The sequence below is a fragment of the Amycolatopsis taiwanensis DSM 45107 genome, assembly GCF_000519205.1.
Classification (GTDB): domain Bacteria; phylum Actinomycetota; class Actinomycetes; order Mycobacteriales; family Pseudonocardiaceae; genus Amycolatopsis_E; species Amycolatopsis_E taiwanensis.
Genome location: NZ_JAFB01000049.1, coordinates 18,341 through 33,264, shown reverse-complemented (window position 1 = coordinate 33,264; position 14,924 = coordinate 18,341). Strand labels below are relative to the sequence as shown.

The 14,924-nt window shown below is 67.9% G+C and carries 14 protein-coding genes, 4 tRNA genes and 1 pseudogene; 12 read left to right on the top strand and 7 right to left on the bottom strand.

Translation table 11 applies throughout. The features are described from left to right. Nucleotides 1–4: 4 nt before the first annotated feature. From A3CU_RS47705 to A3CU_RS52945, 8 genes and pseudogenes are all read left to right on the top strand, one after another. A complete protein-coding gene (locus A3CU_RS47705; RefSeq protein ID WP_063628935.1) occupies nt 5–295 on the top strand; it encodes a phosphopantetheine-binding protein in 291 nt (96 codons plus the stop codon). After that, nucleotides 296–3,529 carry a thioester reductase domain-containing protein gene (locus A3CU_RS0131595; protein ID WP_027945623.1) on the top strand — a complete coding sequence of 1,078 codons (3,234 nt, stop codon included), beginning with the start codon at nt 296–298 and terminating at the stop codon, nt 3,527–3,529. Further along, nucleotides 3,526–4,377: a 3-hydroxyacyl-CoA dehydrogenase family protein gene (locus A3CU_RS0131590; protein WP_027945622.1), complete on the top strand. Its 852-nt coding sequence runs from the start codon at nt 3,526–3,528 to the stop codon at nt 4,375–4,377. Before A3CU_RS0131595 ends, A3CU_RS0131590 begins: the two co-directional genes overlap by 4 nt. After that, nucleotides 4,374–4,628: a phosphopantetheine-binding protein gene (locus A3CU_RS0131585; RefSeq protein ID WP_027945621.1), complete on the top strand. Its 255-nt coding sequence runs from the start codon at nt 4,374–4,376 to the stop codon at nt 4,626–4,628. Before A3CU_RS0131590 ends, A3CU_RS0131585 begins: the two co-directional genes overlap by 4 nt. Then, a complete protein-coding gene (locus A3CU_RS0131580) occupies nt 4,621–5,715 on the top strand; it encodes an acyl-CoA dehydrogenase family protein (RefSeq protein ID WP_027945620.1) in 1,095 nt (364 codons plus the stop codon). Before A3CU_RS0131585 ends, A3CU_RS0131580 begins: the two co-directional genes overlap by 8 nt. Before the next feature lie 61 nt (nt 5,716–5,776). Continuing rightward, nucleotides 5,777–6,736 (top strand): 3-oxoacyl-[acyl-carrier-protein] synthase III C-terminal domain-containing protein, encoded by a 960-nt coding sequence (locus A3CU_RS0131575; RefSeq protein WP_027945619.1) that lies wholly within the window; start codon nt 5,777–5,779, stop codon nt 6,734–6,736. Nucleotides 6,737–6,741: 5 nt separating this feature from the next. Further along, nucleotides 6,742–7,791, top strand: a pseudogene (locus tag A3CU_RS54090) (HAD-IIIC family phosphatase); the annotation flags it as partial. After that, nucleotides 7,768–9,309 (top strand): amino acid adenylation domain-containing protein, encoded by a 1,542-nt coding sequence (locus A3CU_RS52945; RefSeq protein WP_043843246.1) that lies wholly within the window; start codon nt 7,768–7,770, stop codon nt 9,307–9,309. The pseudogene A3CU_RS54090 and the gene A3CU_RS52945, both read left to right, overlap by 24 nt. A 338-nt stretch (nt 9,310–9,647) precedes the next feature. On the opposite strand, the gene A3CU_RS0131560 is transcribed toward A3CU_RS52945, so the two are convergent. From A3CU_RS0131560 to A3CU_RS0131545, 4 genes are all read right to left on the bottom strand, one after another. Next, nucleotides 9,648–9,722: transfer RNA gene (locus tag A3CU_RS0131560), tRNA-Val, on the bottom strand. Nucleotide 9,723: 1 nt separating this feature from the next. Then, a tRNA-Cys gene (locus tag A3CU_RS0131555) sits at nt 9,724–9,794 on the bottom strand. Between the two features lie 26 nt (nt 9,795–9,820). After that, nucleotides 9,821–9,893: transfer RNA gene (locus A3CU_RS0131550), tRNA-Gly, on the bottom strand. A gap of 110 nt (nt 9,894–10,003) precedes the next feature. Next, nucleotides 10,004–10,429, bottom strand: a complete 426-nt coding sequence (locus A3CU_RS0131545; protein ID WP_027945617.1) for an SsgA family sporulation/cell division regulator — start codon at nt 10,427–10,429, stop codon at nt 10,004–10,006. A 387-nt stretch (nt 10,430–10,816) separates the two neighbouring features. On the opposite strand from A3CU_RS0131545, the gene A3CU_RS0131540 reads away from it, so the two are divergent. Beyond that, a tRNA-Val gene (locus A3CU_RS0131540) sits at nt 10,817–10,888 on the top strand. Here the strand turns inward: A3CU_RS0131540 and A3CU_RS55850 are convergent. Next, the gene (locus A3CU_RS55850) at nt 10,848–11,723 is read right to left on the bottom strand and encodes a tyrosine-type recombinase/integrase (protein ID WP_483756962.1); all 876 of its coding nucleotides are present in this window, start codon (nt 11,721–11,723) and stop codon (nt 10,848–10,850) included. The two genes, A3CU_RS0131540 and A3CU_RS55850, sit on opposite strands and share 41 nt — an antisense overlap. On the opposite strand from A3CU_RS55850, the gene A3CU_RS55960 reads away from it, so the two are divergent. Beyond that, on the top strand, nt 11,628–12,119 hold the full coding sequence (locus tag A3CU_RS55960) for a hypothetical protein (protein WP_245617442.1): 492 nt from the start codon (nt 11,628–11,630) through the stop codon (nt 12,117–12,119). The two genes, A3CU_RS55850 and A3CU_RS55960, sit on opposite strands and share 96 nt — an antisense overlap. 119 nt (nt 12,120–12,238) lie before the next feature. On the opposite strand, the gene A3CU_RS55845 is transcribed toward A3CU_RS55960, so the two are convergent. Further along, a complete protein-coding gene (locus A3CU_RS55845) occupies nt 12,239–12,655 on the bottom strand; it encodes a helix-turn-helix domain-containing protein (RefSeq protein ID WP_425388292.1) in 417 nt (138 codons plus the stop codon). A 14-nt stretch (nt 12,656–12,669) separates the two neighbouring features. Here A3CU_RS55845 and A3CU_RS47695 point away from each other — a divergent pair, with 14 nt between their 5' ends. Further along, complete coding sequence (locus tag A3CU_RS47695; RefSeq protein ID WP_052372504.1) at nt 12,670–12,927, top strand: transposase; 258 nt, start codon at nt 12,670–12,672, stop codon at nt 12,925–12,927. A 2-nt stretch (nt 12,928–12,929) separates the two neighbouring features. Then, the gene (locus tag A3CU_RS47690; RefSeq protein ID WP_052372502.1) at nt 12,930–13,439 is read left to right on the top strand and encodes an SMI1/KNR4 family protein; all 510 of its coding nucleotides are present in this window, start codon (nt 12,930–12,932) and stop codon (nt 13,437–13,439) included. Between the two features lie 1,049 nt (nt 13,440–14,488). Here the strand turns inward: A3CU_RS47690 and A3CU_RS0131510 are convergent. Then, the gene (locus A3CU_RS0131510; RefSeq protein WP_027945615.1) at nt 14,489–14,731 is read right to left on the bottom strand and encodes a hypothetical protein; all 243 of its coding nucleotides are present in this window, start codon (nt 14,729–14,731) and stop codon (nt 14,489–14,491) included. Between the last annotated feature and the right edge of the window lie 193 nt (nt 14,732–14,924).

The following is a 14,924-nucleotide window of genomic DNA, read 5'->3' as shown; positions in this document are numbered from 1 at the left end:
TGGAATGGACATGCTGGACCGGGTGCGTCAGGTCTGGACCGAGGTGCTCGACGTGCGGGAGGTCGGCGTCGACGTCAACTTCTTCGAAGCCGGCGGAGACTCGATCCTGCTCATCATCCTGCTGGAGAAGCTGAACGCGCTGACCGGCCGCGGGCTGGAGCCACCAGACCTCTTCCGGCACACCACGGTTCGCGCGCAGGCCGACCTGCTCGCGGGGAGGGTGGGCGCGCCAACACCGGCACCGGATGGCAACGACCGCAGCGCCCTGCTCGATCGTGCGCGGCGAGGCAACTAGATGGCACGCGCCACGGACATCGCCGTCGTCGGGGTCGGCTGCCGGTTCCCGGACGCGCCAGGGCCCGGGCAGTACTGGCGCAACATCGGCGAAGGCCTCGTGTCGATGCGTGAGCTGCCCGAGGAGCAGCTGCGTGCCGCCGGCGTGCCGGAGGAGACGTTGCGTGCCCCCGACTTCGTGCGGGTGGCGGCGACCCTGGACGGGACCGCCGAGTTCGCCGGCGAGTTCTTCGGCTACTCGCCACGCGAGGCCGAGCTGATCGACCCGGCGCAGCGCCTGTTCCTCGAAGCCTGCTGGGAAGCACTGGAGGCGGCCGGTCATCCGCCCGGCACGGGTGGCCCGATCACCGGGCTCTTCGCCGGTGCCGGGCCCAGCACCTACGTCCTCGCGATCCAGGTGGCGCGGGCGCGGGCCAGGGGAGTGGCCGCCGTCGGCGACGACCCCGACATCGTTCTCGGTGGCCTGCCTGACTTTCTCAGCGCACGCGTGGCCTACAAGCTGGACCTGCGCGGCCCGTCGGTGACCGTGCAGACGGCCTGCTCCTCCGGGTTGACCGCGGTGCACCAGGCGGTGCTGAGCCTGCTGTCCGGCGAGTGCGACATCGCGTTGGCCGGTGCGGCGGCGGTGAACGAACCCCTCGCCGGCTGGCGTCACCAGCCCGGCGGTATCTCCTCGCGGGACGGCTTCTGTCGCCCGTTCGACGCCGCGTCCACCGGCACGTCGTTCAGCTCCGGTGTCGGGGTTGTCGCGTTGCGCCGCCTCACGGACGCACTCAGCGACGGCGATCCCGTGCTCGCGGTGGTGCTGGGCAGCGCGATCGGCAACGACGGTGCGGAGCGCTCCGGCTTCACCGCGCCCAGCCCCGGCGGGCTCACCGGCGTGGTGTCCTCGGCGCTGCGGGTGGCCGACGTGAGTCCTGGCGACCTGCGGTACGTCGAGGCGCACGGTTCGGGCACGGCGCTCGGCGACCAGATCGAGCTGCGTGGCCTGATCGACGCGTGCCGCGGGCTCGGCGCGACCGGCACCGGCTACTGTGGACTCGGCTCGGTGAAGGCGAACATCGGCCACTGCGGACCGGCAGCGGGGATCGCCGGGTTCATCAACGCGGTGCACGTGGTGCGTACCGGCGCGCTGCCGCCGCATCCGGCGTTCGAGCGGCCACGCGATCCCGGAATCCTCGCGGAGAGCCCGTTCTTCGTGTCCACCGAGCAGGGCGTCTGTCCGGACGAGAACCGGCACGTGCTGGTGAACTCGATGGGCCTGGGCGGCAGCATCGCTACCGCGGTGCTCGCCCCGCCACCCGCGCCGACCCGGCCTCCGGCCGTCGCGGGCGAGCGGGTGCGGCTGGTGGTCTCCGCCCGCACCCGGGCCGAGCTGGACGCGCTGTGCCGGGCGTTGGCCGACGAGATCGACTCCGGTGAGCTGCCCGTCGCCGACGTGGCCCACACCCTCCGAGTCGGCCGGCGTGCGTTCGCCGAGCGACGGGTGGTGACCGGGTCGGCGGAGACGATCACGCGGGCGCTGCGGTTGCCCCGCCCGCCTGCCGTACGCACCATGCGGGTGGTGAACCCGACCGGTGACCGGTTCGTCCCGGACGGGCACGACGAGGTCGAGGCCGCCGCGTGCGAGGCGTGGCTGCGTGGTGCGGAGGTCGACTGGGCCGCCCTGTCCGGCGGGTACGGCCGGCGGCTCACGCTGCCGACCTACCCGTTCCGGCGGCGGCGTTATTGGGCGCTGGACGACCTTCCTCCGGTCGGTGCACCAGAGCCGGCGGCCGTGACCCACGCCGAAGTGTCCACATCGGAAGCGTCCACATCGGACGACGTGGAGAGTGGCCTGCTGGCCATCTGGCGTGCTCTGTTCGGCACGAACGCGATCGGCGTCGACGACGAGTTCGGCACGCTCGGTGGGACGTCACTGCTGTCGGTGCGGATGTCACTCGAAGTCCAGCAACGGTACGGCGTTCAGATCAACCTGCACCGGGCCGGCGGGAGCAGGGCCACGGTCCGCCGCGTCGCCGACCTCGTCCGCCGGAATGTGCCCGACGCCGACCAGGCCGCGGACGGCGACGGCGCCCTCGTCGACGCCGATCTCCAGCTGCCACTCGGCGAGCTCGCCCCGCACGGGAGTACCGGTCGCGGTGTGCTGCTGACCGGTGCAACCGGGTTCCTCGGCGCGTTCCTGCTGGCAGAGCTGGTGAAGACCGGCCGCGAGGTCCACTGCCTGATCCGGGCGGAGAACGAGGGTGAGGCATGGCACCGACTCCGTGCGGCCGCCGCACGCTACGAACTGCCGGCACCCGACCCTGAGCAGGTCCATCCGGTGCCCGGCGACCTGCACGATATCGGCACGGCCTGCGACGGTCTCGCCGGCCGGATCGGGCAGGTGCTGCACTGTGCGGCCAGGGTGGTGTTCACCGAGCCGTACCGGGTTCTCCGGCACGACAACGTGCTCCCGGTCATCGACCTGTTGAAGTGGATGCGGGGCAACGGAATCGGTGACTTCGCGTTCGTCTCCAGTGTCGCGGCCACCGGCGAGGCGATCGGCGGCGGGCAGCCGGTCCTGGAGACCAGGGACCAGCCACTCGATCCCCGGCAGGGCGGCTACGGAGTCAGCAAGTGGGCCGCGGAGCGCATCCTGGAACGGGCCGAGCGCGACGGCATGCGGGTGCGGGTGTTCCGGCCCGGTTTCGTGCTGGGCTCGACCGTCACGGGCGCGTGCAACCCGAAGGACGTGCTCTGGCACCTGCTCGCCGGCGGCCTCGCGGTCGGCGCCCATCCACTGGACGACCGCGCGCTTCCCGTGGCCCCGGTGGACATCGTCGCCCGCGCGATCGCCGAACTGTGCACCGCGCCCGGCGCGGTCGGCCGTGCCTACCACCTCATGGCCGAGCGGGCACTGAGTCTGCGGTCGCTGTTCGGCCTGCTCGCCGACGCCGGAATGCCGACCACCGGCAGTCCCGTGCGGGACTGGCAGCACGCCGTCGCGGCGCGGGCCCTCGAGACCGGCAGCGAGGTCCTGTCGAGCACGGCGCTGTACGAGCTGGACGAGTTCCGCAGGGGTGAGCACGACATGCAGGCTGACGCGTGGCGTCCGTGGCTGACCAGTCACGAACTCGACCCGGCCCCGACCGGCGCACTGCTGCGCAAGTGCCTGTCGCATCTGGCCGGGGCGGAGCCCAAGTTCGCCGAACTGCTGCCGGAGATCAGTGTCGACGCGTTGGAGGTCAGGTGACGGAACATCGACTCGCGGTGCTGGGCGCGGGTGTCATGGGCACGGCCATCGCCACGTTGGCCGTGGGGCACGGGGTTCCGGTGACCCTGGTCGAGGTCGACCCGGGCCGGCGCGGCGCGGCCCGGGCGAACGTCGCCCAGCAGCTGCGGATGGCGAAACTGATGGGACACCTGCCGAGAACGGTGACCGAAGGCGAGCTGACCACCACCGAGTCCATCGCGGACATCCGGAATGCGACCGCAGTCGTCGAGTCGGTCACCGAACTGGCCGAGCTGAAGGCCAAGGTGCTCGCCGACGTGTCCACAGTGGTCGGCCGGGGCACGCTGATCGCGTCGAACACCTCGGCCATCCCCATCGACGAGTTGGCCGGTGCCGTGGCCGAGCCGGCCGACCTGGTCGGCATCCACTTCATGAACCCGCCGTATCTCATCAAGGCCGTCGAGGTCATCCGCGGCCCGCGCTCGTCCGACGAGGCCATGGCGGCGACGGCCGGGCTGCTGACCGCACTCGGGCGTGCACCGGTGGTCGTCGGCGACGGCCCCGGCTTCGTGATCAACCGCGTGCTGCAACGGATGATCAACGAGGCGGCGCGGATCGTCGAGGACGGCCTGGCCACACCCGAAGCGGTCGACGCCCTGTTCACCGGCTGCCTCGGGCACCGGACCGGACCGCTGGCCACCGCCGACCTCATCGGGCTGGACAACGTCGTCGACTCGCTCCGTGTCCTCCACGAACGCACCGGCGACGACGGCTACCGCCCGTGCGCCCTGCTGGAGACGAAGGTGCGCGACGGCGAGCACGGCCGCAAGAGCGGCCGGGGATTCTTCGAACACGGAGGGTTGCGGTGACGATTTCCCTCACCGGCGAGTCGGTGCGCGAGAACCTGCTCGGCTTTCTCGAGCGGCGGACCAAGCGGAGCTGGACGCCCGAGGAGGACCTGTTCGCCTCGGGGTTGGTCTCCTCGATGTTCGCGATGGAGCTGGTCGTGTATGTGGAGAGCACGTTCGCGATCAGCATCGGCGGCGAGGACCTGAAGCTCGCGAACTTCCGCACGGTGGACGTGATGACCGACCTCGTGCTCAGGCTGCGCGATGAGTGAGTGGCACGAACTGGTCACCGGCCTGGTCTCCGACCAGGCGGGGGAGTGGGACCGCACCGGCCTGCTGCCGCGTGAGGTCGTCGCGGAGCTGGCGGGAAAGGGTTTGCTCTGCCCGCAGGTCCCGACCGACTACGGCGGCCTGGCGTTCACCGCCGCCGCGGCCGGCGAGTTCACCGCTCACGTCGGCAGCCTGTGCGGATCGCTGCGTAGCCTGATGACCTCGCAGGGCATGGCGGCCTGGACCGTGCAGCGGTTCGGGAACGAGGAACAGCGCGCGGCCTACCTGTCCCGGCTCACCTCGGGCGAGACCGCCGGCGTGGCGTTCAGCGAACCCGCCGCCGGCAGCGACCTGGCCGCGATGACCACGCGGATCGAGACCGACCGCGACACTGTCGTCGTCGACGGCCACAAGGTGTGGGTGACCGGCGCGGCCTACGCCGACCTGCTGGTCGTGTTCGGCCGGTATGCCGGTGGCGCCGCCGCGGTCCTGGTTCCGGCGAACGCGCCGGGAGTACGGGTGGAGCGGGTGCCCGACCCGCTCGGCTGCCGGGCCGCCGGACACGCCGACGTGTGGCTGGAGTCCGTGCGCCTGCCGGCGGACAGCCTGCTCGGCGCCGGGCTGCCACTGTCCTTTGTGGTCACCTCGGTGCTCTCCCATGGCCGGCTTTCCGTCGCGTGGGGCTGTGTCGGGATCCTGCGTGCCTGCCTGGCCGCGACCGCCCGGCATGCGAGCACACGCGAGCAGTTCGGCCGGCGTCTGGCAGATCATCAGCTCGTGGCGCGACATCTTGCCGAGCTACTGGTCGCGGAGCAGGCGGCCACCCGGGTGTGCGAGCACGCGAGCCGGTGCTGGGACGCGAACACCCCGGAGCTGGTCAGCGCCGCGATACTGGCCAAGCACCTCGCCGCGGGGAACGCCGCATCCAGCGCCGCGGCCGCGGTGCAGGTGCTCGGCTCGGCAGGCGCCCGCGACGGCGGCGTGGTCGCGCGCGCGTACCGGGATGCCAAGCTCATGGAGATCATCGAGGGCAGCAGCGAGATCTGCCAGCTCGCCCTCGCCGAACAGGCATTGGCGAACTGGTCATGAGCGGATCTTGCGGAGCGAACCGGCGAGATTTCCGACGCCGCCGAGCGGGTGAGGAGATGTCATGATCGGGGTCGGGGGAATCCATTGTGTGCTCCCGGAAACCATGACCGCCGTCGGCGATCTGCCCGAGTTCTCCGAACTCGACCGGGAAGCGGCCGCGTTCGCCGCCGGCAGTGGTGTGCGGACGGTCGGGGTGTTCGGCGAACTCGACTGCGGCGAGCTCGCCGCGCAGGCGTGCCGGGAACTGCTCGCCACCCACCCCACCGAACCGGACGTGCTGATCCTCGTGGCACCCCGTGCACCGGACGTGCTGCTCGGCTCGGATGCCTGCCGCGTGCAGGTGGACGCCAAGCTGCCCAACACCTTCGCGTTCACCGTCGACGGGCTCGGTTGCACGGGCTCGAGTGCCGCCTGGGCGCTGGCACGGGATCTGCTCGTGGCCGACCCGTCCCGCCGCGGTGTGCTCATCGCGCATGCCAGCCGGCCGACCGGAGCCGACCGGGTGCGGTTTCCCGTGACGGTCATCGGCGACGGCGCCTGCGCGATGACGATCACCCGCGATGCCCGGCCGATCCTGCGTGCCCACCGGATGGTCACCGACGGCACGTTCCACGACCTGTTCTCCGTGGACTACAAGCAGGTCCCGTGGTACGAGTGGCGCGAGGAGTGCGCCTCGCCCGACCGGTACCGCTTCGAACTGGCCATGAACAGCCGGTTGCGCTTCGGTGAGCTGGTCGACGGTGTGCTTGCCGACGCCAATGTGTCCAAAAAGGATATCGCGGCCACCGTGATGCAGAACGTCACGGCGAGTGCGTACGAGTTCTACGCGGGCCTGCTGGGGCTGCCGATCCACCCGGTGTGCGGGGAAAGCCTTGCCGATTATGGACATCTCGGTGCGATGGACGTCGTGCTGAACCTGGACCGGCTGCTGGCCAGCGGTGAGCTGGCCACCGGTGACCTGGTGCTCGTGCTGAACAACAGTCCGGTCGCCGCCTGGGCCGCGACGCTGTGGGAGGTGTAAGGCCGATGGAGAAGGTGAAATGTCTCGTCTGGGATCTCGACCAGACGCTGTGGCGGGGAGTTCTGCTCGAGGACGACGAGGTCACGCTGCCCGAGGCGATCCGAGCGGTGATCGTCGAACTCGACGATCGCGGTGTCCTGCAGTCGGTGGCCAGCCGCAACGACCACGACCACGCGTGGGCGCGGCTGGAGAAACTCGGCATCGCGGAGTACTTCGTGGCGCCGAAGATCGGCTGGGGCCGCAAGTCCGACGCCGTCCGCGAGATCGCCGAGGAACTGAAGTTCGCGCACCACACGATCGCGTTCATCGACGACCAGCTCGTCGAACGCGCGGAGGTCGCCCACCACCTGCCCGATGTCCGCTGCTACGCGGCCGAGCAAGCCGCCTTGCTGACCGCGCTTCCGGAGTTCACGCCGGCCGTCGTCACCAGCGATGCCCGTAACCGCAGGAAGATGTACCAGGCCGGTGCCCGGCGGGAAGCGGAGCGCGCCGACTTCACCGGCCCGGACGAGGAGTTTCTCCGCACCCTGAACCTGGAACTACGCATCAGCAGGGCGGCGGGAGACGACATCGCCCGGCTCGAGGAACTGACCCTGCGCACCAGCCAGATGAACGCGACCGGGGTGCACTACTCCGCCGCGGACCTGCGGGCCCTGGCCGGGGACCCGCGTCACGAGGTTCTCGTCGTGTCGATGACCGACCGGTTCGGCCCGCACGGCACGGTCGGCGTGTTGCTGCTGGAGAAGCACACCTCGGTGTGGCACCTGAAACTGCTCGCGACCTCCTGCCGGGTCGTGTCCTTCGGCGCCGGTTCGGTACTACTGCGCTGGCTCACGGACCAGGCCGCCCAGGCAGGCGTGCACCTTGTCGCGGACTTCCGCAGGACCGACCGGAACCGGATGATGGAGATCGCCTACCGGTTCGCCGGCTTCGGCGACGACCCGTGCCGGTGCCGCACCGGCGTGCCCACCGGGGCGGACGACGTCGGCCGACTCCACCTCGTCCCGACCCACCAGGATCCGCCGTGCACCATGCGGGTCGAGGCGCCGGTGCTGCGTACCGACCGGACGTTGTGGGAGTGGTTCGCCNCCTCCGTCGAGCGTTTTCCCGGCGAGCCCGCCCTGGAGGTGGCCGACCGAACTCTGACGTACCGGGAACTGCACGACCTGGCGCTCGTGATCGCCGCCCGGATCATCGACGAACACGGTGGCGTGCCGGCCCGCATGGGTCTGCTCGCCGCGCACAGCGTGATCGCGTACGCCGGTTATCTCGCCGGGCAACGGCTTGGCGCCACGGTGATCCCGCTCAACCCGGGGTTCCCGGTCGAGCGCATCGCCACGATCCACGCGATGACCGAGCCGGAGGTGCTGCTCACCGACGAGTCGGGCGCGGCTCGACTGCCGTCCGGCGCCGAGTCCACCGTGGTCACGCTCGCCGACGACATCTCGCCGTCCGGTGGTGAGCTGCCGCCCTACCGCCCGGCTGCCGGGGACGTCGCCTATATCGTCTTCACGTCCGGCTCTACGGGGCGCCCCAAGGGAGTGCCGGCACGGCACCGGAACGTGTCGTCCTATGTGGACATGATGATCGACCGCTACGAGGTCGGCCCCGGTTGCCGGATGTCGAACACCTACGAGCTGACCTTCGACGGCACGGTCTTCGACATGTTCGTCACCTGGGGAGGCGGGGCGACGCTGGTCGTGCCGGCCCGCGGCGAGCTGCTCACCCCGATCGACCACATCGTGAACCGCCGGCTCACACACTGGTTCTCGGTGCCGTCCGTGCTCTCGATCAGTGCCGCGCTCGGCAATGTTCCGGACGGGGCGGTCACCGCGCTCCGCTACTGCATCTTCGTCGGTGAGCCATTGACCCTGCGGCACTGCGAGGCGTGGCGGGCGGTCGCCCCCGACACGGTCATCGACAACATCTACGGCCCGACGGAGCTCACCGTCACGTGTAGCGCCTACCGGCTGCCGGCGAGCCCCGACGACTGGCCCAGGACGTCCAACGACACGGTCCCGATCGGCACGATTCACGACACGCTCGAGTACGTCGTCCTCGGCGAGGACGGCCGTCCAGCCGACGAGGGTGAACTGTGCGTGCGCGGACCCCAGCGCTTCGACGGCTACCTCGACCCGGCGGACAACACGGACCGTTTCGTCTCCTACGACGGCGAACTGACCGATGCCCACTTCTACCGCACCGGCGACCGGGTGCGGCGCGAGTCGGGTTACCTGCTGCACCTGGGGCGGCTGGACAACCAGGTGAAGGTCCGCGGCTACCGGATCGAGCTCGGCGAGGTCGAGGCGGCCATGTCGCGCCATCCCGCCGTTGACGAGGCGGTCGCGGTCACGGTGACCCGGGGCGACGAGACGGAGCTCGTGGGTTTCCACACCGGGGAACGCTTGTCACCGAACGATTTCATGCTGTGGCTACGCAGACGGATACCGTTGTACATGGTGCCCCGCCGCTTCCACCATCTCGACGCGTGGCCGTTGAACGTCAACGGGAAGACCGACCGGCTGGCACTACGCGCACTGGCGGCGGCCGAGGTCACGCCGGGTTCCCGGTGACAGACCGACCTCCAACCTTGTGCGAGTCGGTCCACTACCAGGTCAGAATCAACGGGAACGGCTTGTTCGTGGGGAGTCGTTCTGTGATTTGGTGCGATGTCGCGGCCTGACTGGCGGGTTCGGCTTGAGTTCTCCGCGGCTGCGCGCGGCCACCGGAAACGATCCGACAGTGTTCCTGGAAGAGGCTCGGCTTGCCGAATGGTTCCCGTACTCGCGGGCCACGCTCAACGAGCTTCCTGACCAGGCGCCCACACGAGCCATCGCCTGTTTATCGCGTGTTGAGCGTTGAACCGTCTTCCGCATGATCAGCTATAGTGCCGCTGACCTAGTAAAACAGGTGGTGCGCGATACTGGGATTGAACCAGTGACCTCTACCGTGTCAAGGTAGCGCTCTCCCGCTGAGCTAATCGCGCGAGGTGGAGACGGGATTCGAACCCGTGTACACGGCTTTGCAGGCCGTTGCCTCGCCTCTCGGCCACTCCACCGCGTTCAGGCCCTGCCGGGCCTTCCGAGCGGACGACGGGATTCGAACCCGCGACCCTCACCTTGGCAAGGTGATGCGCTACCAGCTGCGCTACGTCCGCCTACCATCGACTTCCGGCCGGCTCGGCCCTCCGTCGTAGTGTGGCAAAACCATATCCGATGGGCCGGGTCGCGATCACAGGGGGGTGCCCTTTTCGATCGCTCGCCGTCATCAGCCCAGGTCGTTCGGGATCAGGTGGGTCAGCGCGTCGTCCACGTCGACCCACAGGTGCTCGTTGCCGGGCAGTACGACGTCGTAGGTGCGGTCGAGGAAGTCGGCGAGTTCCTGTGCGGATGCCTCGAACATGGCGTGGCCGGAGGGGGAGTTCAGCTCGATGAGCACCGACTCGGGGTCCTCGACGGACGGGCGGATGCGCACGTCACCGTCGCCGGCCTCGGCCAGCAGGCCGTCGGCGAGCAGGTCTCGTGCGTACACCCACTCGACCCAGCCGGCCCGTCCGGTCCGGAACGCGGCCACCACGGCGTACGGGTCGCGAGTGTCATAGCGCAGCTCGACCTTGACGGGCACGGCCGGCGTGCGGGGTGCCAGCAGGTCGAACACCGCTGTCGAGCGGAGCGTCACGTGATCGTTACGCATCGTCTTACCCTTCGTCTCCCTCCACGGCCCGCTCGGCCGAGTTTCCCGGTGTGACGGATCGGTCTGCCGTTTCGGTCCCGTGACCACCTGGGATCACCCGGATGGGCTTACCGGGCCACCACGGACACCATAGTCGCCGGTGTCCGTATGGCCTGACGTTCCTACCCGCTGGTCGGCCTCCTACATAGTGGCCGCTTCAACCTCTCCGCGACAGCACCGTCCGCGGACGCGGCAGGTGACGTGTCTCGCTTAATCGGGAAAAACAACCCTGGCTAGCACGCGTTTGTTCGCTGCGTGCTGACCCGTGTGCGCAGCGTGCCCCGAAAAGACCACCCGTTTGTCAGAGCCGGAAACCCGTCCGCTAGAGTTCCTACTCGTACCGAACGGGGGCGATTAGCTCAGCGGGAGAGCGCTTCGTTCACACCGAAGAGGTCACTGGTTCGATCCCAGTATCGCCCACGGTACGTTTTCGCAGTTCAAGCGGCCTGTCGATGATCTTCGTCGATGGGCCGTTTGTGTGTTGTGGGAGCAGTTTGGGAGCACGGGTTCTGATCACCTTTGCGTTACCTAAGTGGTCGGCCCAGGTCCAGGTGCCGTAGGTGTCCCATCGGGCTTGTAGGGCTGCGCGCAGGGTCTCGATCATCTGCGGGGTGACGTGGGAGTAGAGGTCTGAGGTGTCCTGGGGTTTGTGGCCCAGCCTTTGGAGTTGGACGACGCGGGGCACGCTGTCTTCGATGAGCCAGGTCTTGTGCGTGTGGCGTAGGTCATGGAAGTGCATGGTGGGTTGGATGGGTCCCCATCCGAGTTCGGTGTTGCCGGTGAGGGCGGGGAGCCAGACGCGTCGGCGGAAGTTGGAGCGGCGGTGCATGCCTTCCTCGGGTCCGGTGAATACGAATCGCGTGTGGGGGTTGCGGTCGTGGTGTTCGGTGAGCAGTTGTGTGAGGAACGGGGGTAGGTAGACGGGTCGGGCGCTGGCCGGGGTTTTGGGTGGGCCGAGTTCGAGTCGTCCGCGAACCTCGTGCAGGGCGCCGACGTCGGGGTCGATCTCGATGCGGGGGTTGTCGTCGAGGTAGGTCCTGCTCCATTGGAGTCCGGCGAGTTCGCCCCACCTCATGCCGGTGTAGGCGGCAGTGATGATCATTAGCCCGTCGTCGGGTGCTACTCGTGCGGCGATGGCGTCGATCTCGTCCGGGGTGGCGTGCGGGCGTTCGGGGCGATCGGCGAGGCCGAGGCGGAGTTTCCGGCAGGGGTTGGAGCCGATGAGTCCTTCGTCGACGGCTTCGCTGAGAATCATGGAGAACAGCACGATAATGTCTTTGACGCTTTTGTCGGCGAGTTTGGTGCGGAGTGTTCTGTTGGCCCAGCCTTTCACCATTATCCGTTGGATGTCGCCGATGGCGGTGCCGCTCCAGTGGGGCAGGATGTGGTTGCGGATGTGGGAGTCGTAGGTTGCCCAGGTGATGTTGCTGACGTGATGGGCGTCGGACCAGGCGCGGATCCATTCGTCGATGGTGGTTTGCGCCAGGCGTGGGTCGACGAACTGGTTTCGTCGCTGGTCGGACTCGATGTCGGCGGCCCTGTTTTCGGCGTCGTTCTGGGTGGTGAATCCGTTCTCGGTGTGGAGCGTTCCGTCGGGGAGACGGTAGCGGACGCGGAAACCGTCTCCGCGTTTTTCGACCCAGGCCATTGATGCGCCCTTTCATAAGAGAGATGTGGCTGTGCCCGGAATCGGGGCACAGCCAGATCCACGCTCCGTTGCGGCAAAAATGCAACCTATAAATGTGGTCACCTGCGGAAAGAATCGATGTTTCAGAGATCGGGCCGGCGAGGAGGTGTCCGGCTCTGGCTGCGGGCCCGCCCTGGGCGTGTGCCTGGCCTGGGGCCGGTGGGCCGCGTGGTGGTTGCGGGGCGTGCGGCGTCGGCTGTGATCTGTTTGAGGTCTGCGGGGGAGAAGCGGAGGTGTTTTCCGAGGAAGGTGCACGGCACTTGGCGGCGTGCGGCGCGTCGCCGTAGCCAGGACTCGCGGACCTGCAGCATCGCCGCGGCTTGCGCCGGGGTGAACAGCAGTTGTGCCGGATCGCCCGCCCCTTGGGGCGTATCCGCGCTGTTTCCGCCAGCCGAACCCGTCCCGCCCGAATCGTGGTCCGGATGCGGCGGTGGCAAAGCAGAAGACTGAGGTGCCGGAAGGTTCTCGGACAGCGGCCCCAACGTAGGATTGGGGTTCACTGACAGGAGTTGTTGTGGCACGGAAGAATTCGCGGTATTCGCCCGAGTTTCGGGAAGCGGCGGCAAAGGAGGTGGTCGAGCGGTCTCGCACGATCGCTGAGGTNGCCCGCGAGTTGGGCGTAGTGGAGCAGACTCTGAATAATTGGGTGAAGAAATACCGCGAGAATCATCCGTCCAATGAGCCGGAACTGTCAGTTCCGGAACGTGCCCGGTTGAAGGAATTGGAGCGCACCGGGCCCGGCCAGATTGCCCGTGCTGGGACGAAGGAGTAAGGATGAGTTCGGCAGCTGACGTCGATGTCTTGATGGGGTTGATGCCGCCGCCGCGTTACGGTGGGACGCCGGTTGATTGGGACTCGATTGCCCGGTCGTGGGGCCGGCCGTTTCCGCTTGATTATCGGCGGTTTATCGAGGTGTACGGTGCTGGGGCCATCGAGGATTTCCTGGTGGTTGTTGGACCGCAGCCGAAGGTGCCGTTCGAGGACGCGGGCTGGGACGGCATGGTTCAGGAGACGGGCACCGCGGAGGGCACGTGGGAGGGCACGCGCAAGTCTCCCGAGTTGGAAGGGGCTTCTCCCTATCTGATCGCCTGGGGCGTCTCCAGCAACGCCAATATCTTCTGCTGGGACGCTACCGGGGAGGACCCGTCCAGTTGGCCGGTGCTCGTGTTCGACCGCGGCGACAGCATGTTCAGTCGCTATGACTGTGGGATGGTCGAGTTCCTCACCCGGACACTGCGGGGCGATTTCCCCGAGGATCCGTTGAAAGGGGATGTCTTCCTCTAGGACACAGGGGGGCGACCTGGGAGAAAAGGCTGAGCTCGACAACCGACGTGGATATCCTGACGGGGTTGATGTCGCCGCCGCAGGAACGCGGGACGCCGGTCGATTGGGATCCAATTGGCCGGTCGTGGGGCCGGTGGTTCCCACATGACTATCGGCGGTTCATCGAGGTGTACGGTGCCGGGACCATCCAGGACTTCCTGGGGGTCCTCGGGCCGCAGCCGAAGGTGCCGTTCGAGGACGCCGGCTGGAACGGCATGGTCCTGGAAACGGGTAATGCGGAGGACGCGCGGGAGGACACCACATTCAAGTCCCCCGAGTTGGAAGGGACGTCGCCCTACCTGATCACTTGGGGGCTCCAGCGACGCCGACCTGTTCTATTGGGACGCTACGGCGGAGGACCCGGCCGGTTGGCCGGTACTCGTGTACGACCGCGGCGACGGGTTCAGCCGCTACGGCTGCGGGATGGTGGAGTTCCTCACCCGGATATTGCGGGGTGATTTCCCCACGAGTCCGTTGAAAGGGGAAGTTGTCCTCCGGGGCAAAGGGGAGGCGACCTTGGAGAAGCAGTGACAGCCCGTCGCGGGCCGGTTTGCGCTGGTACTCCGGTGGTTGGTTCGACTTCACTGCCGCCGCGACAGTGTTCCGAGCGATCGGCGAGTCGGCGAGCGATTCGGTGATCGACACGCCGTAGCCGACGGATCTCGGCCTGTTCTTCCACGGACATCGCCACCCAATACTCGGGCCACCTGCTTAATAGTCAGCCGTCGATACCTGCTCAGTTTTCGCGTGTCGTCGACATACGCGGCAGGGGAGCAGTGTGGGGAGCAAATTGGGAGCAAACACATGCGCACAAAAGTCCTCAACTGCACTCAACGACTCTGAATGGACCCGCGCCGACCTGCGGAAATCGCATTTCCGCAGGTCGGCGCAATATGTCGTCCTTGGTTCACACCTATGGGCTCTTCCAAGTGAGCTCAACAGCTCAAACCGCAGGTCAACAGCTGCGAACAGCCTTGTCACGAGTCTCTGGACCGGGTGAACTCTTAGCCTTATGGGAGCAGACTCTGGGTTTGGAAGGGCAGATTGAAGGTCACGACCGTGGCATCCGTGGTCCACCTGCCCACCCAGTCTGACCGGTACTGGCCGAGCCACAGGTGACCGGTCAGGGCCAAGACCACACCCTTCGGCACCAGGCCGCGCGCGCAGCTGTTCAAGTCGCCGAACTGCTGGTCTGGGCGGACCAGAGCGAGCCGCTCTACCAGTTGGCACAGCGCGAGGCTGCCCGACTGCACGCATGCTCGCGCAATAGCGCTGACCTGACCGATCGGTGCCGCCGGTTGCGTCGCTCGGCTGCACCGCCCATCACCGAGCAGCTGCGCACTGCTTGAAATCCCTTGTCACCTAACGTTATCGATCTGGCTTTTATAGTAAGGATGTGGTGGACGAGCAGTTTGGACTGGATGCACTGGCGGGACGATCGCCTCG

Excerpts from the sequence above, each read along its gene's own strand:
- A3CU_RS47705 (WP_063628935.1), top strand. The coding sequence starts at position 5 with ATGGACATGCTGGACCGGGTGCGTCAGGTCTGGACCGAGGTGCTCGAC.
- A3CU_RS0131595 (WP_027945623.1), top strand. The coding sequence starts at position 296 with ATGGCACGCGCCACGGACATCGCCGTCGTCGGGGTCGGCTGCCGGTTC.
- A3CU_RS0131580 (WP_027945620.1), top strand. The coding sequence starts at position 4,621 with ATGAGTGAGTGGCACGAACTGGTCACCGGCCTGGTCTCCGACCAGGCG.
- A3CU_RS0131575 (WP_027945619.1), top strand. The coding sequence starts at position 5,777 with ATGATCGGGGTCGGGGGAATCCATTGTGTGCTCCCGGAAACCATGACC.
- A3CU_RS0131545 (WP_027945617.1), bottom strand. The coding sequence starts at position 10,429 with ATGCGTAACGATCACGTGACGCTCCGCTCGACAGCGGTGTTCGACCTG.
- A3CU_RS55850 (WP_483756962.1), bottom strand. The coding sequence starts at position 11,723 with ATGATTCTCAGCGAAGCCGTCGACGAAGGACTCATCGGCTCCAACCCC.
- A3CU_RS47690 (WP_052372502.1), top strand. The coding sequence starts at position 12,930 with ATGAGTTCGGCAGCTGACGTCGATGTCTTGATGGGGTTGATGCCGCCG.